The sequence below is a fragment of the Burkholderiales bacterium genome, from assembly GCA_013695435.1.
GTDB lineage: Bacteria > Pseudomonadota > Gammaproteobacteria > Burkholderiales > JACMKV01 > JACMKV01.
On the sequence record JACDAM010000044.1, the window covers coordinates 1 to 19,254 of the forward strand.

The window sequence follows — 19,254 nt, forward strand, 5'->3', positions numbered from 1 at the left end:
AAAGGTTATTTGCTGTGGTTCGTGCCGCGCGAAAAGGTGCGGTTCGAGGCGCCGGAAGGCGATCTTGCGACCTACACGTTCAACAAGCACGTGATCAAGCACCACTTCTGCGACAAGTGCGGCTGTGCGCCATTCGGCTTCGGCGCCGATCCGTCCGGCGCTGCCACGGCCGCGATCAACGTGCGCTGTCTGAATGGGATCGAGCTGTCGACGTTAAGCGTCAAGCAGGTCGATGGGCGCAATTTTTAGCGGCCGGTTTCGACGGGAACGTGAAATCGGACAGGAGTGAAATCGCTGAGCGAACTGAGTCGGATCGTTCCCGGCGATTTTGCCGATCCCACTTATTCCTGCTGCGCAGAGCCGCCGCGAGCGGAATCCTGCTGAAGCACCGCGTCCCATCCGCCGCCGAGCGCGCGATAAAGCTGCACCAGCGAAACCAGGGTATTGCGATAGCCTTGCACGAGTTGCAACTCGGCGGTAAACAAATCCTGATCGGCGTCTATCACTTCGAAGTACGACGAGAAGCCGACCTCGTAGCGCCGCTGCGCGCGCTGCCTTGCCGTGCGCAAGGCATTAACCTGGGCTTCCTGCGCGGCCACGAAATCGGCGAAGTTGCGGCGCGCCGCCAGCGCATCGGCGACTTCGCGAAACGCCTGTTCGACAGTCTGCCGATATTGCTGAACCACCTGTTCATCACGCGCCGATGCCGCCTCGACCTGATAGCGGTTGCGATTGGCATCGAGGATAGGCTGCAGCAAGCCGAGACCGAAACTCCACGCGCGCGCCGGGCCGGTAAATAAATCGCTGAATGCGAGGCTTTGTCCGCCGAAGCTGCCGGTCAGCGCAATGGTCGGGAACAGCGCTGCCTTGGCCGACTTGAGGCGGGCGTTGGCGGCGACCATATTGTATTCAGCCGCGACCAGATCGGGCCGCCGCTCGAGCAGCGACGAAGGCAGGCCGGGCGGCACAGCGGGCGGCGGGGGCAAACTCTGCAAATCGATGCGTTCGCGAACGACGAAATCCGGATTCTGCGCGAGCAGCACGCTCAGCAGATTTTCCGTTTGCACAATCTGCCGCTTGAGTTCGGGCAGGGTCGCCTGCGCCGCCGCGAGGTTGGCTTCAGCGCGGCTGACATCGAGGCCGGAAGCGACGCCGCGCTCGAAACGGGCGCGCGTAAGCTCGGTGAATTTTTGGCGCGTCGCAACGGTGCGTTGCGTGATGTCGTATTGCTGATCCAGTGACAGCAGATCGAAATAGGCCGTTGCCACGTCCGCGATCAGGCTGATCCTGATCGTCTCGCGCGCAAACCCGGTTGCCAGCAGATCGGCGCGCGCAGCCTCGGTCAAACTCGACAGCCGCCCCCACAAATCCGCCTCGTAAGTGGCGTCGATGCTGGCTGCATAATTGGTTCTATCCCGACCGACGAACACCGGAATCCCGGTCGCGGCCGATGTCCGGCTGCGGGCGACGTTGGCGCCCGCCGAGATCTGCGGAAACTGCGCGTAGCGATTGATGCCTACGATCGCGCGCGCCTCATTGATGCGCGCCGCCGCGATCTGCAAATCGCGATTCTGTTCGAGTGCTATGCGCAATAGGTTCTGCAGCCGCGCGTCCTGATAGACCTGCCACCATGCAAGATCGGCCAGCGATTCCGCATCGGCCTCTGCATCACCACGAAATGCGTCCGGCGCATCGACGTCGGGCCGCCGGTAGTCAGGGCCGATGGCGCAAGCGGAGAGCAGCGTGAGGAAAAAAAGTGCGATGGAATGTTTCATCGTAAGTAGAACGTCTCGCGATTCTGTCGGGTCGCTGCGGCCGCATCTCACCCCCTTTCCGGCGCGCGGACACGTCGCACGGACACGTTAGCGGCGTAGCCGCCAGTTTGCGGGGAGTGCGACTCGGCCCCGTCTCCCGCATCGGGCCGTCGCATTCTATCCGCCACGATACTCCGGGCGCGGCGGCACGGGTGACGGCGTACGTTCGCCTTCATGCGCGCTCTTCTCCCGCTCACTTTCATCGCGCCGGAACGGCCAGCGCTTTTCGCTGATCCGTTGCAGCAGCACGTAGAAAACCGGGATCACGAAAATTCCGATCAAGGTCGCCATCAGCATGCCGAATACGACCGGCGTGCCGAGCGATATGCGCGCGCCGGCGCCGGCGCCGCTGGCGATGGCAAGCGGCAAGGTGCCGAGAACAAAAGCGAACGACGTCATCAGGATCGGACGCAGCCGCAAACGCGCGCCCTGCAGCGCTGCCTGCACGATCGGTTCGCCGCGTTCACGCGCGAGTTTGGCGAATTCGATGATCAGAATCGCGTTCTTCGCGGCGAGGCCAATCAGCATGACCAGACCGATTTGCGCGTAGACGTTGTTGTCGAGTCCGCGCAAGGTGAGGCCGAGAAACGCGCCGAGCACGCCGAACGGAATCACCAGCAGAATCGCAACCGGCATCGCCCAGCTTTCATACAAAGCCGCCAGGACCAGAAAAACGAACAGCAGCGACAACGCAAAAATATATGACGACTGGCCGCCGGCTTTTTTCTCCTGATAGGTCGCGCCGGTCCATTCGTAGCCATATCCCGTCGGCAGATTCCTCGCGACTTCTTCCACCGCCGTCGTTGCCTGACTCGTCGAATAGCCGGGCGCCGCCGCGCCGTTGATGGTCGCTGCGCGATACAGGTTGTAGCGCTCGAAATATTCGGGGCCGTTGATCGCCTTGATCGAAATCAGCGTCGACAGCGGCACCATGTCGCCGGCCGTGCTGCGCACATAGAATTGGCCGACATCCTCGGGATTGGCGCGCGCCGAGGCTTCGGCCTGCGCCTGTACGCGGAACGTGCGGCCGTACAGATTGAAGTCGTTGATGTACGTGCCGCCGAGGAAAGTTTGCAAGGTCGAGAAGACATCGCTCAGCATGACGCCGTAAGTCTTGACCTTCTCGCGGTCGATTTCGTATTCAATCTGCGGTACGCGATCGTCATAATTCGAAAACACCAGGCCAAGTTCCGGGCGCTTGCGCGCTTCGCCCATGAACTCCTGCAGCACTTGCGAGAAGCGCGCGACATCGCCGCCGGCGCGATCCTGCAGCACGAATTCGAAACCGCCGGCCGAGCCCAGACCGCGAATCGGAGGCGGGTTCAGCACCAGCACGCTGGCGTCCTTGATTTCCCTGTTGAGACTCGCCGTCAATGTGCCCCGAATGCCGGTCGCCGAAAGCTCGGGGCCTTCGCGTTCTTCCCACGGCTTCAACCGGACGAACGCCGTGCCTGCATAGGAGGTGCTGAGGCCGACCAGAAAGTTGAAGCCGGCGAGCGCCGCGACGCCATCTACGCCTTCGGTATCGTTGGCGATGCGCACCAGCGAACGGATCGCATTGGTCGTGCGCTCAAGCGATGCCGCCGGCGGCAGTTGCACGACCGCCAGCATGTAGCCGAGATCCTCATCGGGCACGAGGCCGCCTGGGCGCTTCACGATCAGGCCGTACAGCACGACGAGCAGCACGACAAAAGTCAGCATGACCAGCGCCGAAAATCGAATCAGCTTCGCGACCGAGGTGGAATAGCCGGAAGTGAACTTCGCGAAGCCGCGGTTGAACAGATTGAAAAAACCGCCGAGCGGCCCGCGCCGTTTGCCCTCCTCGTTCGGACGCAGCAGCAGCGCGCATAAAGCCGGCGTCAGGGTCAGCGCGGCGATCGCCGACAGGATCACCGAGACCGCGAGGGTCAAGGCGAACTGCTGATACAACTGACCGGTCAAGCCGCCGAGGAAGGCGACCGGGATGAAAACCGCGGACAGCACGAGCGCGATCGCAATCACCGGCGCCGCGACATCGGCCATCGCCGCCTTGGTCGCCTCGCGCGCCGACATGCGTTCGGTATCAAGTTTATGCTGCGCGGCCTCGACGACCACAATCGCATCGTCGACGACGATACCGATCGCCAGCACCATCGCGAACAGTGTCATGGTATTGATCGAGAAGCCCAGCGCGATGAACGCCGCGAATGTCCCGACCAGCGACACCGGCACCACCAGCATCGGAATCAGGGTCGCACGCCAGCTTTGCAGGAACAGGAACACAACGACCAGCACCAGCGCCATCGCTTCGAACAACGTCACCACGACGCCTTTCAGGGACGCGGTTACGAAAGGCGTTGTGCTGTACGGAATAGAATATTCGACGCCGGACGGAAAATTCTGCGCGAGCCGGTCCATGGTTTCGGTGACCTCGCGCGCAACTTCGAGCGCATTCGCGTCGGACTGCAGAAATACGCCGATGAACGCCGCGGCCTTGCCGTCTTCATTGACGTTGACCGAGTAGTCGGTCGCCGCGAGTTCAATGCGCGCGATATCTTTCATGCGCACGATCTGCCCGTTCGGCGCCGCGCGCACGACCATGTTTGCGTATTGCGCCGGATCGGATAGGCGGCCGCGCACGTTGACCGAATACTGCATCTGCTGCCCTTCCGGCGTCGGCGGCACGCCGATACGGCCGGCGGGTGCTACCACGTTCTGTTCCTGGACAACGCGCGTCACGTCCTGCGACGTCACGCCGAGGCGCGCCATTTTTTCCGGGTCGAGCCAGATTCGCATGCTGTAATCGCGCGCGCCAAAAATACGCACGCCGCCAACGCCCGTTATGCGCGCCAGCGCGTCCTGGATATTCAGCAGCGCATAGTTGCTCAGAAAGACGTTGTCATAACGGCCGTCGGGAGAAGTCAGCGCGATCACTTCGAGGAAATCGGTCGATTGCTTGCGCACGGTTACGCCCTGGCGAATCACGTCCGCCGGCAACTGGCTCTGCGCGACGGCGACGCGGTTTTGCACCTCGACCGCGGCGATGTCCTGATCGGTGCCGACATCGAAGGTGACGGTCAGGCTGTATGAACCGTCGTTGGCGCTCTTCGAACTCATGTAGATCATGTTCTTGGCGCCATTCACCTGCTGCTCGATCGGCGCCGCGATCGATTCGAGCACGACTCTGGCGTTGGCCCCCGGCAGGCTTGTTTGCACCTGCACCTGCGGCGGCACGATCTGCGGATATTGCGCGATCGGCAACTGCAAGGCCGCGACCGTGCCGGCGAGCAGGATGATCAGCGAAATGACCGACGAAAAGATCGGCCGGTCGATGAAGAAATTCAGCATGTGCGGAAATTAGGGGGGAACGCTAGTGCCTGAATCTGAAATTCGTTACAAAAAAGGAATTGTCATGCCCGCCCCCGATTTAAGCATTCGAGGGCAGGCTCCAGCGGGCATCCAGTTTTCGCGCAACGAACCACCAGCAGTCGCTATCCGAGGGGCTGGATTCCCGCCTCCGCGGGAATGACATGGGTTGGATTTGTTCAGCTAACTTCAGAATCATGACACTAGCGTTGCATCATTTTTTGGCAAGCGCCGCTCAATTACCTGTCTTGAGGACAGCCGGCTCGACCTGCGCGCTTTGCGGCTCGTCGGCCGTCGCGCTGGCCAGCACCGGATTCACCACCGCGCCGGGCTGGATTTTCTGCATACCTTCGACGACGACCAGTTCGCCCGGCTTCAGCCCTTTCTCGACCACCCAGTCGTTGTCGATGCGCGAAGCCGTCGTGATCTGTCGCGACGACGCCTTGTTGTCGGGGCCGATGACCCACAACGAGCGGGAGCCCTGCACTTCCTGTACGGCTTTTTGCGGTACGCGTATCGCGTCGGTGTTTTCATAGGCGGCGACGACGACGCGCACGAACAGGCCCGGCCGCAAATAGCGATCGGGATTCGGCACCGCGAGCCGCACCTGCAAGGTGCCGCTTTTCGGATCGAACGCGGCGTCGACGAAATTCAGCTTGCCGGGAAACTTGTATTCGCGGCCGTCGCCCAAGATCAGCTTGAACGGCGGCGCCTTGCTTTTGTCCTCGCCCGGCACCCGCTCGAGGCGCTTGTTCAACTCGAGCAGTTTCTGCTCGCTGATTGTAAAGTTGACGTAAATCGGATCGACCGAATACAAGGTCGACAGCAGCGTCTGCGCAGCCGTGACCAGCCCGCCCGGATTTATCAATGCGCGGCTCATCACCCCATCGCGCGGCGCTTCTATCGTCGTGTATTCGAGGTTCAACTGCGCCTGCCTGACGTTGGCGCGTTCCGCCTCGACGCTCGCCGCATCGGCCGCCTGGCGGGCAACCGCAGTGTCGAGGTCCTGCTTGCTGATCGCCTGCTCCGCGACCAGCGGCCGGATACGTTTCAACGCTGCCCGCGAATTGACCAGCGCCGCCTGAGCCTGCGCCAACCCGGCTTTGGCTTGTGCGAGCGCAGTGTTATACGGCTGCTGATCGATCACGAACAGCACGTCGCCTTTCTTCACGCGCGCGCCGTCTTCGAATACCTGGCGCTCGACCAAGCCGTTAACGCGCGCGCGAATTTCAACCGCATCGACCGCCGCGGTTTGCGCGACGTATTCTTCGTAAACCGTAACCGGCGCGGCAGTCGCCTTGATAACCGACACTTCGGCAGGCGGCGGCGCTTTCGGTGCCTGCGCGCCTTCCGGTCCCTGCGAACAAGCGGCAAGCCAGCACATCACGATGGAAAAAAACAAATAAGAACGCTTATTCATGCTTTTGAGTGCGATTCTAGAAGTGATTTCCTGCAACGCGTCGAGCAAAGCGTGCTGGAAAAGCTGTCCCAGTTCGCTGCAAGTCCCTGCGGCGACAAGCCATTGGGACAGATTGCAAAACACCGGGTTTGGTTCAGTCGGCGGCTGCGTTTTGCGTCGCGCGCCAGATCCAATAAATCAGCGCGAGTTGCAGCGGCAAGCGCAGCAGCAGCGTCGCTTGCCACCACAGCGCTTTTTGCGCGGCGCAGGCATCTAGCAGCATTTGCAGATTTGCTGGCCACACCGCGATCGACAACGCGATCAGTCCGAGCCCGGCAAAACGCCGCGTTGAAGCAGCCAGCACGCCCAACCCGCCCGCTATTTCGACAGCACCGCTGATCAGAACCAGTTCGCGGTGCCAAGGCAGCCACGGCGGCATGATGTCGCTATACGCGGCCGGGAACACGAAATGCAACGCACCGCCGACGATGAAGAAAGTCGCGAGGAGGCGCGCGGACACGTTACGTTTCATCGATCGGAAACGTTTGTGTCATATTCTGCGAGGAGTTACCGGGTTTTGCTTGTCGATGGTTCTTGTTTCCGTCAATCGCTTTGATCTTTCGACGCGTGCCGCATGACGTGTACCATAAAATCTCAGAGCCAGCCCTCGAATGCCCCGGATTAGCACTCTCGAGGGCAAGCTTAATCGGGGGCCGAACGGCTGTTAACTTACGACTTTTTAAGTAAGACTAGTTTCGCATTGCAACCGCGGCAACGATCAGCGCAATGACCGCAATCAAACCAGCGCCTATCGCCAGCATCCTGGCGCGTTTGATTTTTCGCTCGAGCTCGATGGCGCCCTGATCGAGCGCCGCGACGGTCTTTTGCATCTGCTCGGCGAGCGACTTGACCAGCGCGGCATTTTGTCTTGCCGCATGTTGCAGTTCGCTGATTTGCTGCGCAGTCAGTTCAGGCGTTTTGTCCTGCGTCTTGCGGTCGGTGAACGCCGGCAAGGTCGCCGAGAGTATGGTCGACACGTAGGGCAGGACAGCTTTTGCAGCGGCGAGCCAGACAGGCATTGGAGACTCCTTCGATAGGCCGTAAAAGTGCGCATGAATCGTGCATCGAAACGATGCCCGCGGTTGCTCTATGTCGACGGCGGCGCGAACCGCGTGCCCGGCTGATGCACGTGGCAATAGCGGCCAGAGAAAACTGCTGGCCGGCAGCCAATGATAGAGGAGAAAAGCATGCACGTGACGCATGAATTGGCCCAGAAAGCTCTGGACGGCGCGGTTCGTAAAGCGCGAAAACTGAACACCAGAATGTGCATCGCGGTCGTCGATTCGGGCGCCGATTTGAAAGTCTTTATGCGTATGGATGATGCCTGGGTCGGCAGCATCGACATTGCCGTCAAGAAAGCGAAAACCGCGTGCTTTTTTGGCATGCCGACGGGCGAGATCGGCAAACTTGCGCTGCCGGGCAAGCCTCTCTACGGCATCGAGCACTCGAATGACGGCCTGATTACTTTTCCGGGCGGCGTCCCCATCGTGACCGAAGACGGTGTGCTGATCGGCGCAATCGGCGTCAGCGGCAGTTCAGTGGAAAACGACGACCTTGTGGCCAGGGCTGGCGCCAACGTGATTGGCGTGTCCGATTTACCCGAGCATCCGTGGCGGACCTAGGCGCCAGTCCGACAACCTGTCATTCTCGCGGAAGCGGGAATCGAGTTCATTTCTATGCGTCGTTCCTCATCCCAATAAAATCAGTTGAGAGTAGGTAAACCTGGAATCCGGGATAAGCCGTGGATACCGGCTCACCGCGCTCGCGCGCCGTCGGGAATGACAAAGAAAGTTGTGCTCGTCCGGGGAAATGAGGGGGCCATGCTTCGCGGCGCCTAAGTAGCGAACGCGGCGCCCACTACGGCAACCGCGTTTCGCTGACGCGCAGTTACACGCGAGCAGTGCCAGTCGGCGACGAAGACGACAGTTCTTCGCGCGTCTTCTGTGCTGCTTCCTTCAGGGTATCGCGCGCGTCTTCATATTGCTCGCGGCCGCTTTGCGCCAGATCGTCACGCGTGCTTCCCATCAGCTCGTCTTCGCGGCGGGTGGCGGGCAGGAAAGCGCCGATCGCGGCGCCGAGCGCAATGCCCAGCGCCCCCAGCACTAGCGGCTGCTCGTGCGCCAGATGCTGCGCGCTGCTGCGCGCGCGAGCGTATTGCGAACGCGCGGCTTCGGCCGCGCGCCAGGCGCGCTCCCGTGCGCTCGATGCCAGATGCGAAGCGCTGTCGCGCGTACCGGATGCGAACTCGCTCGCGCTGGAGGCGAGATGCGACGCGCTGTCGCGAGCGCTTTCCGCGAAGTATGAAACGCGGTCGCCGACGTTGTGCGCGGCCGCTGAAAACTTGCTGCCGGCGTCGCTCGCCTTGCTGCCGAAGCTGCTGACAGCCTCGCTGACGCGTTCGCGCGCTCCGGAGCCGCTCGAATGGCTTTCGATCCCAGCCGATTCGGGGGCCGCATAAACGTTCGGAAAATCCTCTGTGGGAAAGGTCTCGGTCGAAGACCGGCTCGGCGGATTTTTGCTCGCCATCATCAGCCAACCGAGGGCAACGCTCATCAGTGCGACCGGCACAGGATTGTTTTTGACCGTAACGCCGAAGTTGGAAACGAATTCGCCGCTGCCGCTGTTGCGCAGGTAAGCGATGCCCTCATCGACCATCTGCCCCGGCGACAATTTGCGCTGGATCTGGTTCAGCGTGTAGTCCATTTCCCGGCGCGTTTGCTCGATTTCGCTTTCGATCTGTTCCGGGCTTTGGTCGGTGCTGCCCTTGTGGTGGTTATGGTGGCTCATCGCGTTTGCTCCTTGGCAAATTGCTCCTTGGCCATATTCTTGTGTTCTGTCGCCAGATCCTTGTCCCGTTGCAGGGAATTCAGGGTGCGCTGCGGCAACAGGTTATGCGCTTCCAGATTGCTCTTGCCTTTCATCAGCATGATCAAACCGATGACGGCGACTATGCCGCCGACGATCAGCGGCGAAAGCCACGCCGCCTGATCGGCCGGCAACACCTGCGCGAGGCTGTTGACGATCGCCCAAAGCAACACCAGCATGCCGGCAAACGCAACCGCGCCGCCGATGGCGATCGAAGCGATGCCGGAGCCGAGCTGCGAAACCTTCTGCGACATTTCGGCCTTGGCGAGTGCGACTTCCTTGCGGACCAGCGTATACGTCTCCTGCGTCAGATCGGAGATCAGCGAGGGGAGCGAACGATCTTCTCTAATTTGCATTTGGGCCTCCAGAGCGTTTGTCGGTGTGGGGCAGGCTGCGCGAATCGGCCCCGTACGGCGAATCCGGATCGGTGTTGCGGCTCATGTCTTCCGCGGAGCGCGGCATGGGGACGTTGGGTTTGCCCGACGCTTGCAGGTTGTGGGCGGTATCGCCAAGCGCATCGCTCTGCGATGCGGAGCCGCTGCCGGCGCGATCACCCGGACCAGCCTCGGTTGCTTCGGCATACCCGGGGCGCACGCCGGTGTCGCGCGATTCCCAGGCGCCGCGCGAGCCTTTGCGGGAAAAATCAGAACCGCTACCGCCGCTGGAATCGCCGTAATCATCCGATTCGCTGCGAACCCCGGTGCTTTTCACGAAGCGCGAGAAGAAGAAACCGGCTGCCACCGCGCCGCCGAAAAACAATCCGGGCGAACGCCGCGCAAAGCTTTGCGCCTGATGCAAAAGCGTCGTGATATCGCGATCGCGCAAAGTCGTCGACAGGCGATCGAGTCCGGCCGCCGCCTGCTCGGCGTAGCGACCGGTCGTGATCCGATCTTCCTGATTCAGATTCTCGGCCGTCTTGCGCAGCACGTTGGCCATGCCGGCAATTTCATCGGCCGCCAGATGTTTTTTTTCCTCGATCATCGACTGACCTTTTTGTTTGGCATCGGTCATCAACTGGCTCGCCTGGCGGCGCGTGCGTTCGATGACTTCATCGGTATCGTCGCTGGCGCTCTTGCTCTGCGAACGCGCTGCCTGCTCCGAGGATTGCACCTCATATTCCTTCGCGTAATCCCTGGGTGCGTCGGCGCTCAGCTGCGCGGTATTCGATGCGGATCCGGGGTCCCGGGAAGTAGCCGATCCGGATGCTTCGTTCTTGAGATCGCTCATTGTTGGCTCCTTTGGACTTTCCTCTTAACGCAGGTGATTTACGCAAAAAACATACCGCCGGAAAAAGCGGGCAAAGCCGCCGTTTTGACGTTCATTTTACGTTCAATACGGGTCGCTCCGCGGGTGAGCGGCGGCAATTGGCGCGGCAACCGCCGCGTCAAGTCGGTATGGCCAGGGAAAAATTTACAAGTGCTGCAAGAATTACATGCGGACAGCATGAAATGACGCGGCGATTTACCCGTAGTTCAGGGTGCCGAAGGCTCCCTGGCAGCATCGGTTGGGCAATCTTTGTCGGGGAACTTGCGCACCCAAACCTAGCGCTACCCTTCCCCAACAAGAGGGAACGCCACGAATGCAAGTGCGAATTCTTTTACTTATGCCTTGGCCAGCCCGTCGCCAATCTTCTTGCGCTCGCGCATGACGCCGCACAGCATGTCAGAGACCACGTCCTTGGTTACGTAGGCGGACGCGCCAGCCGCGACCATCGCGCGTTTGACGCCTTCGTCGGCATGCATCGACAGGCCGATTATCTGGATTTTCGGCAGCGCGGCCTTGATGCGGCGCGTTGCTTCGATGCCGTCCATGCCCGGCATATTGATATCCATCAGCACGATGTCGGGCTGCAATTCGGCGGCCATTTCCACGGCGCGAATGCCGTTTGCCGCTTCGCCGACAACCTGAAAATCGGATTCGCCCTCGAGGATGCCGCGCAGGCCATCGCGCACCATGGCGTGATCGTCCACGAGCAGCACGCGCGCGACGCTGTTCGCCACGCGCGCGACCGGTTGCACCGTTCCCGGCAGGCGAGCGGCGCGCGGCGCGGTGGTTTCGGGAATCGTGAGGGCGGTCGGCACGATCAGCGAAATGCTGGTGCCGCGGCCGGGGCGCGAGCGTATCACAGAGCGGCCGCCTAAAAACTCGAGCCTCTCGCGGATGCCGAACAGCCCAAAGCCGCCGATATCGCTGAGTTGCGCGGCATCGAAGCCGCTGCCTTGGTCCTCGACGCGAACGATCAGCCAGTCGCCGCCCCAACGCGACTTCAGCACTACGCGCGCGCGATCGGTGTGCGCATGCTTGACGATATTCAGCAGCAGTTCGCTGATCGCCTGATACAGCAGCGCTTTCGATTCGTCGCTGAGCGGCGGCTCCTCGTGGCAAGGTACGACCTCCAGGCGCAAGCCCTGCTGCGCAAGCAGCCGCGGCGCCAGCCATTCCAGCGCCGCGGTCAGATTCAGTTGATACAGGATCGGCGGACTCAGATCGGCGGTCAGCGCGCGCGAGGCTTGTATGCTTTGATCGAGGATGTCGATGACCGGCGCGAAATTCAGCTCGGTCGTGCGGTTTTTCATGACGCCGAGCTTGAATTTGGCGGAGAGCAGCATCTGCTGCAGGGAATCGTGCAGGATTTCGGCGATGCGCCGCCGCTCGCGCGCTTCAGCCTGGGTCAACTGGGTGGCAAGGCTGCGCAACTGGGTGGCGCGGCGCTCGGCCAGCTCCGTTCGTTCGGCGACGCGCCGTTCCAGGCCTTCGTTCAGCACCGCCAACTGCTCGCTGACCTCGCGGTAACGCCGTTCGCCCTCGCGCAGCCGGTCTTCCGACTGCATCTGTTCGGTGATGTCGGTATTGGTGCCGAACCAGCGCAACACGTGGCCTTGCGCATCGCGCACCGGCACGGCGCGCGACAGGAACCAGCGATACCGGCGATCGGCGCCGCGCAGCGGAAACGTGTCTTCCCAGACTTCGCCGGTCGCGAAACAATGCGAAACTTTTTCCACGACGCGCTGCTCGTGTTCCGGGTGATGGACTTTTTGCCAGCCCCAGCCTTGCATTTGCTCGAGCGTCGTTCCGGTGTAGTCGTACCAGCGCCGGTTGTACCAGAAAATGTGGCCGTCGGGCCGCGCCATCCACGCCAATTGCGATATCGAATCGGCCATGGTGCGGAAGGTTTCTTCGCTTTCGCGCAACGCGGCTTCGGCCTTATTGCGTTCGGTCAGATCGAGCATGGCGCCGACCATGCGGCAGGGCTTTCCGGAATCGTGGTGCATGACGCGGCCTCGATCGCACACGTGCACCGGAGTGCCGTCGGCGCGCAGATAGCGGTATTCGTCGCTCCAGTCATTCGCGCCGCTGTCGATGACGGCGTGTATGCCACGCACGACGCGGTTTCGATCTTCCGGATGGATGTGTTCGTGCCGCCATTTCGCGCTGGATTCGATGGCATCAGTCGCAAAGCCCAAAACGGTGCGCACGCCTTCGTTCCAGGTCACCTCGTCGGTCGCCAGATTCCAGTCCCAGATCACATCGTTCGAGGCATCGGCGATGAGGCGATAACGCGTTTCACTTTCCAGCAGATTCGCTTCCGCCCGCTTGCGGTCGCTGATATCGAGCACGGTGCCCAGCATACGCACGACGCCGCCTTCCGGGTTGCGCTGAATGCGCCCGCTGACCCAGATCCAGCGCACCTCGCCGTCCGCGCGGCGGATGCGGCATTCGATGTTCCAGCCAGCATCGCCGGTCAGCGCGCGCTGGAAATCCGCATCGGCCGCGGGGCGATCTTCCGGCAGCACGTGCGCCAGAAACATCTCGTATGTCCACTCCGGCAACAGCGCCGGATAGCCGAATATCTGGTCGTGCCGCAGCGTGCGATGCGCGGTGCGATCGACCAGGTTCATGTCCCATTGGCCGAGTGTTGCGACGTCGAGCACGAAGTCGAGCCGCTCTTTACTGTCACGCATCGACTCCTCGGCCGCTTTGCGCGCGCTGATGTCGGCGACGACCCCGGGCAAACGGATGGCCTTGCCTTGCGCGTCGCGTTCGACCCTGCCGCGCGTCGTGACCCAACGCAGTCCGCCATCGGGCTTGACCAGGCGATAGTCGGCTTCGTACGTATCGCCTTCAGCCAGCGCCGCATCGATCCGCTGCGACACGTGCGCGAGATCGGCCGGATGAATCGCGCGGAGGTAGGTTTCGAGGGGCGCGCCTTCGTTTTCGGCGCCGGGTACCGAGAAAAAGGCGGCGAGATTGGCATCGCCCTTTACCCGGTTTCGTGGCACATCCCAGTTCCACGTCGCAATCGCGCCGGCCTCGAGCGCCGTCCGCAAGCTGGCCCGCGTTTCGAGCAAGCGTTCTCCCGTCCCTTTGCGCTCGATCGCGATGGCGGCGGTATGGGTGGCCATATCGATGAGACGCAAATCTTCGGCGCTTGGGGCGTGCGGCTCGCTGTAATACAAGGCGAATGTGCCGAGAACCGGGCCGTCGCCGGCGCGGATCGGCGTCGACCAGCACGCGCCCAGATGATGGTTACGCGCGAGGTCGGCGAACGCCGTCCAGTGCGGGTCGGACGCGATGTCGTTGGCATACACGGGCTGTCCGCTGGACGCAGCGCGGCCGCACGAGCCGAGGTTCGGGCCGATTGCGACGCCATCGATCGCCCGCTTGTACGCATCGGGCAAGCTCGGTCCGGCGCCATGCCGTAAATGGATGCCGTCGGGATCGAGCAGCAGGATGGAAACCTTCATGCCCGTCGACGATTGCGCTTCCAGCGTGCGCGCCAGCAGATCGAGCGCCTCGGTCAACGGCGCGCCTTCGGCAATCAATTCGAGCACGCGCGCCTGCCCGGTCTGCAACGCCTCGGCGTGCTTGTGGAGCGTGATGTCGCGGAAATATATCGACAGGCCACCTCCGGCAGTCGGATAGCCGCTGACGCTAAACCAGCGCCGCCAAGGTTCGTAAAGGTATTCGAAGCTGACCGTGACTTTTTCCGCGACCGCACGCCGGTACTGCTTCTCGGCTTCCGTTCCGAGCACGGGCGCAAATACCTGCCAGAAATTGAGGCCCATGATATCGGCGCGTCGCATCGCGCATATCCGCTCGCCCTCGGCATTGATGTAGACGAAGCGCCAATCGCGGTCGAGCGAGATGAAACCGTCGGTGATGCTTTCGAGAATAATCGATACGCGCTCTTCGGCCTCGCGCCGCGTGCGTGCGAGCTTGATGCAGGCCTCGACGCGCACCGACAGTTCGCGCGCATTGAACGGTTTGACCAGATAATCGTCGGCGCCGGCTGCCAGGCCTTCCATGCGCGATTCTTCGCCGGAGCGCGCCGACAGCAGGATGACGGGGATCGCCGCGGTTTCTTTATCGGCGCGCAGCCGCCGCAGCAGATCGAAGCCGCCGACGCGCGGCATCATCACGTCCGACACAACAAGATCGGGCTTGCGCGCGCGCACCGCGGCCAGCGCCGCGTCGCCGTCTGCGACCGCTTCGACATCGTACTGCTCTATCAGGAGACGGCTGAGGTAGCTGCGCATATCGCTGTTGTCGTCGGCGAGCAGCACGAGCGGCCGTGTTCCGCGGCCTTTCCAGTGCGGCGCTGAGCCGGTTGGCGCCTTTCCGCGCCAGCCCGCGCCTGCGCGCGCTGTTTTGCGCCGGTCTTGAGGCGCCTGGTCTTCGTTGCCTGATTTGTCGCCGCCCGATGCGCCGCCGGATTCGCCGCTCTTGTCCGCGGGCGGCAGCCAATTCAATGCTTCTTTGACATAGACGGCCGGCAAGGTCGCCGACGCCTGGGTGAGCGGCTCGTCGCGGTTCAGCCGCGGATGCGCGCCGCCCAACGGCAAACTGACGGTAAACGCGCTGCCTTCGTCAACGCGGCTTTCGACCGCCACCCGGCCGCCGTGAAACTTGGCGAATTCCTGCACCATGGCAAGGCCGATGCCGGAGCCTTCATACGTGCGGCCCTGCGCGCCTTCGACTCTATAAAAGCGTTCGAACAAATGCGGCAGGGCGTGCTCCGGAACACCGATGCCGGTATCGCGCACCGCCAGCTCGACGCCGCCCTCGCGCTCTTTCAAGGCCACGGTGATTTGTCCCTTGAATGTGAACTTGAACGCGTTCGAGACAAGATTCAGGACGATCTTTTCCCACATCTCGCGATCGACGAAGACCGGTTGCGACAGCGGTGGGCAATCGACGCACAGCAGCAATCCGGCCTGGTCGATCGCCGAGCGGAAAACGCTGCACAGATCGACGGTCAGCGCGGCCAGATCGACGGGCTGGCAGTTGACCTGCGCGCGGCCGGATTCGATGCGCGAAAAATCGAGCAGCGTATTGACCAGCTTCTGCAGGCGCAACGCATTGCGCTGCACGAGTTCGAGCCGTTCGCGCTGCGCGGCGTCGCTTTCCTCGTCCAGCGCCTCTTCGGTTGGCGCCAGCAGCAAGGTCAGCGGCGTGCGGAATTCGTGGCTGACATTGGCGAAAAACGTGGTCTTGGCGCGATTGAGTTCGGCCAATGCTTCGGCGCGCTGGCGCTCTTGTTCATGCGCCTGCGCGTTGCTAATCGCGGACAACACGTGATCCGCGACCAGATCAAAGAAGCCGCGATAATCGTCGTCGAGCTGGCGCCTCGGGCTGATGCCGGCGACAACGAAACCGGCGAGCGCGTCTTTACCCGGCATGGCGATCGGCAACACCATCGCCGCCAGCGCCGGTTCAGGCCACGCGCCGCCCGGCAGATCGTCGAACCCGGCTGCCGCCGCGTCGACCAGCAAGGCGAGGCGCGTGCTGCTGACCTCGGCCAGCGGCCACGATGCCGGCGGCGTGGAATCCGCCGGGCCCGATGGGTTTGCGAAGAGCGGAATCAGATGCGGACTCGCGGGCGTGCCGGGGGCCATTCCCGCCGCGCCGCGCAGGCTTGCTTCGTTGCCGTCGGCATCGAGCAGATACAACAAAACAAAGGGCAGATCGTACGGGTTGTCGCCGAGCGCCAGCGCCGAAAGCTCGCAGGCATGTTCGGCGTTCTGGGCGACAGCGGCCGCTTCAGCGACGTCGCGCAGCGTGCGCAGCCGGCGCCGGGTCAGAACGCGCTGCGTATCTTCGGTGCACGCGCAGAATACTCCGCCTATGCTGCCGTCATCATCGGGCACCGGGCTGTACGACCAGGTGAACCAGGTTTCCTCGGCATAGCCGTAGCGCGCCATGACCAGCAGCACCTCCTCGTTCCAGGTGGCGCGACCGTCGTTGAGCACGGCTTCGGTTTGCGGGCCGAGCACATCCCAGATTTCGGCCCAGACCTGGGCAGCCGGTTGCGCCAGCGCCGCCGGATGCTTTTTGCCGAGAACCGGAATATAGGCATCGTTGTAGAACTTGATCAGCCCGCGCCCCCACCAGACAAACATCGGGAAGCGCGAATCGAGCGCAACGCGAATTGCGATTTTCAGGCTTTGCGGCCATTGCCCGACAGGGCCGAGTGGTGTCTTCGACCAATCGATCGCGCGCATACGCGCCGCCATTTCGCTGGCGCCGGCAAAAAGTCTGTCGGCGTCCGCCGGCGGCAGCGGCCTGGTTTCTTTGTCCTTCATGCGTTGCGTTTGAACTGCCTCCGACTTTGAAACGAGGACACAGGCGGATGTAACGATGGCGCCTGCGTGGATCGCGAGGCTGCATCACAGGGCCCTGAACTGCCTAAGCTTTTACAAACGGAACGGTCGATACTAACCCTATTTCCATTCTTCGGACACTTGCCGCTCCCGGCCGCACTTTGAGAATTGGCAATTGCTAAGGCGAGGACTCGATGATGCGCCATCACATGCCGCGCCTGCGCGGCGCGGACTGCCAGTATGACGCCGGCCGGCGCTGCATTTTCTTGCGCGCAACTTTTCGCGCAGCTACAGCACCGGCGCGAACAGTCGTGTGATGCGCACCGCCAGTCGGAAGAAGAACGAGCGGTTGTGCCACTCGGTGCCTTGTGCGCGCGTCGCTCGCGTGAAGTCGCGCTTCAGCATGGCCGCGACATCCTGCGCGAACGCGTAGTCCGCCAGCAGCGCGGTGATTTCGAAATTGAGGCGGAACGAGCGATTGTCGAAATTGGCGCTCGAAATGGCGGCGTAATCGTCATCGATCAGAAACACTTTCTGATGCATGAACCCCGCTTCGTAAAAGTAAATGTTGACGCCGACCTCGCGCGCATCCGGCAGATACGCATACGGCGCGAAGCGGAACAGCAGGTTGTCGGAACGGCGCGGCACCAGCACGCGCACATCGACGCCGCGCAGCGCCGCGATCTTCAGCGCGCTGAACACGCCGGCATCGGGAACGAAATACGGCGTCGCGATCCAGATGCGCCGCTCGGCCGAGGCGATGGCGTGCGCGAACAGCAGGCTGCAGGTCTCCAGCCGGTCGTTCGGCCCGGACGCGAGCACCAGCGCGACGCGGTCTTCCGCGCATTTGACGGGGTTCCAGTCGAGCGCCGGCATTTCATCGGTGGAGAAATGCCAGTCCTTCAGGAACGACAACTGCAGCGCCTGCACCACCGGCCCTTCGACACGCACATGGGTATCGCGCCATGCGCCGATCTCCGGATCCCCGCCCAGGTATTCGTCGCCGACATTGAAGCCGCCGACAAAACCGACGCGGCCATCGACGACGACGATTTTGCGGTGATTGCGGAAGTTGATGCGAAAGCGCCCGAACCAGCCTTTCTGGCCGTGGAAACCGGATACCGCGATGCCGCCTTCCTCGAGTTCGCGCCGATAACGCCGCGAAAGACCGAAGCTGCCGACATCGTCGAAGAGCACGAAGGCGCGCACGCCTTGCCGCGCTTTGGCAAGCAGTGCCTGCTGCAGGCGGGCGCCGAGCGCGTCATCGCGCAGTATGTAAAACTGGACCAGCACGTAGCTTTCCGCGGCGTCGATGGCGGCGAACATCGCATCGAAAGTTTCCTTGCCGTTGATCAAAAGCCGCGCGCCATTGCCGCGCGTCAGCGGAAATTTCGCCAGCGCCTGAAACCCCTCGAGCTCGCCGCGCTCATCGCCTTTCGCGATTTCCGCGCGCGGATCGCGCCGCGCAGGCTGCCCGTCGCGCTGCTGTTGATTCTGATGGCGCTGATCGTGCGGCGGCAACAAAAAATCGCGCAGCATATTGTTGCGGCTATCGGCCAGTTCGTCCTCGACGCGGCCTTCTATCTCGCGGATCGCCTCCACGTAATCGATGTAGCGCGAACGCCCGAACAGCCAGTACAGCGGCAGCGCCAGCAACGGAAACGCCAGCAGCGCCAGCGCCCAGGCCGCCGAACCCTGCGGCGTGCGCGCGTGCATAACGGCATCGAACGCGCTGAGTAAGCCGATGACATGCGCGGCGGGAACGATGAACGTCAGCGCGTGCAGGAAAAGGTCGGTGTTGAACCAGCTCATGTCGAACCAGCTAATGTTATGCGGGCGCAGGCGGGAAGCAGGTGGGCAAACGATCGCGTGAATGCGGTCAGCCGGATAGTCATGAGGTTTTGCGGAAGCCTGGTTTGCTGAATCTTCATCGGAAGCGCATCGGAAGGCCATCAGTCTAATGCAGTTGGCGCCGGTATCAATGCGCCCGTTGTTCCTGCGCCAGCAGGAATCTCGTGATCGGATACTCGGCTAATCCCCGGAATCACACTCGCTCGCATGCTCAACTCCAAGCCTTGTCACTTCCTGGTAACAGTAAGCTTTTAATCTATCCCGGTGCCCATTTATGCAAATGGGAACTCGCTACATACCAACCAGCCTGCCAACCGGG

General features: G+C 62.2%; 13 protein-coding genes. 3 read left to right on the top strand and 10 right to left on the bottom strand.

Features of this window, described 5'->3' with window-relative positions:
• A partial coding sequence (locus H0V78_02425; protein ID MBA2350667.1) for a GFA family protein occupies positions 1–249 on the top strand: 249 nt, incomplete at its 5' end.
• A 92-nt stretch (positions 250–341) separates the two neighbouring features.
• On the opposite strand, the gene H0V78_02430 is transcribed toward H0V78_02425, so the two are convergent.
• From H0V78_02430 to H0V78_02450, 5 genes are all read right to left on the bottom strand, one after another.
• Entirely contained in the window at positions 342–1,775 is a 1,434-nt protein-coding gene (locus H0V78_02430) for an efflux transporter outer membrane subunit (protein ID MBA2350668.1), read from the bottom strand.
• A gap of 156 nt (positions 1,776–1,931) precedes the next feature.
• Positions 1,932–5,141, bottom strand: a complete 3,210-nt coding sequence (locus H0V78_02435; GenBank protein ID MBA2350669.1) for a multidrug efflux RND transporter permease subunit — start codon at positions 5,139–5,141, stop codon at positions 1,932–1,934.
• Between the two features lie 253 nt (positions 5,142–5,394).
• Positions 5,395–6,579: an efflux RND transporter periplasmic adaptor subunit gene (locus H0V78_02440; GenBank protein MBA2350670.1), complete on the bottom strand. Its 1,185-nt coding sequence runs from the start codon at positions 6,577–6,579 to the stop codon at positions 5,395–5,397.
• Positions 6,580–6,712: 133 nt separating this feature from the next.
• Positions 6,713–7,090 carry a DoxX family protein gene (locus H0V78_02445; protein ID MBA2350671.1) on the bottom strand — a complete coding sequence of 126 codons (378 nt, stop codon included), beginning with the start codon at positions 7,088–7,090 and terminating at the stop codon, positions 6,713–6,715.
• 217 nt (positions 7,091–7,307) lie between these two features.
• A complete protein-coding gene (locus H0V78_02450; protein ID MBA2350672.1) occupies positions 7,308–7,637 on the bottom strand; it encodes a hypothetical protein in 330 nt (109 codons plus the stop codon).
• A gap of 168 nt (positions 7,638–7,805) precedes the next feature.
• Between H0V78_02450 and H0V78_02455 the strand changes: the two genes are divergently transcribed.
• Entirely contained in the window at positions 7,806–8,240 is a 435-nt protein-coding gene (locus H0V78_02455) for a heme-binding protein (protein ID MBA2350673.1), read from the top strand.
• A gap of 265 nt (positions 8,241–8,505) precedes the next feature.
• On the opposite strand, the gene H0V78_02460 is transcribed toward H0V78_02455, so the two are convergent.
• Genes H0V78_02460 through H0V78_02470 form a run of 3 tightly spaced genes read right to left on the bottom strand, consistent with a single transcriptional unit; the run spans position 8,506 to position 10,710 of the window.
• Positions 8,506–9,405 (bottom strand): DUF3618 domain-containing protein, encoded by a 900-nt coding sequence (locus H0V78_02460; protein MBA2350674.1) that lies wholly within the window; start codon positions 9,403–9,405, stop codon positions 8,506–8,508.
• Positions 9,402–9,839, bottom strand: coding sequence for a phage holin family protein (locus tag H0V78_02465; GenBank protein MBA2350675.1), 438 nt, complete (start codon positions 9,837–9,839; stop codon positions 9,402–9,404). Before H0V78_02465 ends, H0V78_02460 begins: the two co-directional genes overlap by 4 nt.
• Positions 9,829–10,710 (bottom strand): hypothetical protein, encoded by an 882-nt coding sequence (locus H0V78_02470; GenBank protein MBA2350676.1) that lies wholly within the window; start codon positions 10,708–10,710, stop codon positions 9,829–9,831. Before H0V78_02470 ends, H0V78_02465 begins: the two co-directional genes overlap by 11 nt.
• A gap of 33 nt (positions 10,711–10,743) precedes the next feature.
• On the opposite strand from H0V78_02470, the gene H0V78_02475 reads away from it, so the two are divergent.
• The gene (locus H0V78_02475; protein ID MBA2350677.1) at positions 10,744–10,935 is read left to right on the top strand and encodes a hypothetical protein; all 192 of its coding nucleotides are present in this window, start codon (positions 10,744–10,746) and stop codon (positions 10,933–10,935) included.
• 149 nt (positions 10,936–11,084) lie between these two features.
• Here the strand turns inward: H0V78_02475 and H0V78_02480 are convergent, their stop codons facing one another.
• Both H0V78_02480 and cls read right to left on the bottom strand, forming a co-directional pair.
• Complete coding sequence (locus H0V78_02480; protein MBA2350678.1) at positions 11,085–17,066, bottom strand: PAS domain-containing protein; 5,982 nt, start codon at positions 17,064–17,066, stop codon at positions 11,085–11,087.
• Positions 17,067–17,372: 306 nt separating this feature from the next.
• Positions 17,373–18,896 carry a cardiolipin synthase gene (cls, locus tag H0V78_02485; protein MBA2350679.1) on the bottom strand — a complete coding sequence of 508 codons (1,524 nt, stop codon included), beginning with the start codon at positions 18,894–18,896 and terminating at the stop codon, positions 17,373–17,375.
• Positions 18,897–19,254 lie beyond the last annotated feature (358 nt).

Bases quoted from the DNA above. Each gene is read 5' to 3' on its own strand.
- H0V78_02430 (MBA2350668.1), bottom strand. From the start codon at position 1,775: ATGAAACATTCCATCGCACTTTTTTTCCTCACGCTGCTCTCCGCTTGC.
- H0V78_02435 (MBA2350669.1), bottom strand. From the start codon at position 5,141: ATGCTGAATTTCTTCATCGACCGGCCGATCTTTTCGTCGGTCATTTCG.
- H0V78_02440 (MBA2350670.1), bottom strand. From the start codon at position 6,579: ATGAATAAGCGTTCTTATTTGTTTTTTTCCATCGTGATGTGCTGGCTT.
- H0V78_02445 (MBA2350671.1), bottom strand. From the start codon at position 7,090: ATGAAACGTAACGTGTCCGCGCGCCTCCTCGCGACTTTCTTCATCGTC.
- H0V78_02450 (MBA2350672.1), bottom strand. From the start codon at position 7,637: ATGCCTGTCTGGCTCGCCGCTGCAAAAGCTGTCCTGCCCTACGTGTCG.
- H0V78_02455 (MBA2350673.1), top strand. From the start codon at position 7,806: ATGCACGTGACGCATGAATTGGCCCAGAAAGCTCTGGACGGCGCGGTT.
- H0V78_02460 (MBA2350674.1), bottom strand. From the start codon at position 9,405: ATGAGCCACCATAACCACCACAAGGGCAGCACCGACCAAAGCCCGGAA.
- H0V78_02465 (MBA2350675.1), bottom strand. From the start codon at position 9,839: ATGCAAATTAGAGAAGATCGTTCGCTCCCCTCGCTGATCTCCGATCTG.
- H0V78_02470 (MBA2350676.1), bottom strand. From the start codon at position 10,710: ATGAGCGATCTCAAGAACGAAGCATCCGGATCGGCTACTTCCCGGGAC.
- H0V78_02480 (MBA2350678.1), bottom strand. From the start codon at position 17,066: ATGAAGGACAAAGAAACCAGGCCGCTGCCGCCGGCGGACGCCGACAGA.
- cls (MBA2350679.1), bottom strand. From the start codon at position 18,896: ATGAGCTGGTTCAACACCGACCTTTTCCTGCACGCGCTGACGTTCATC.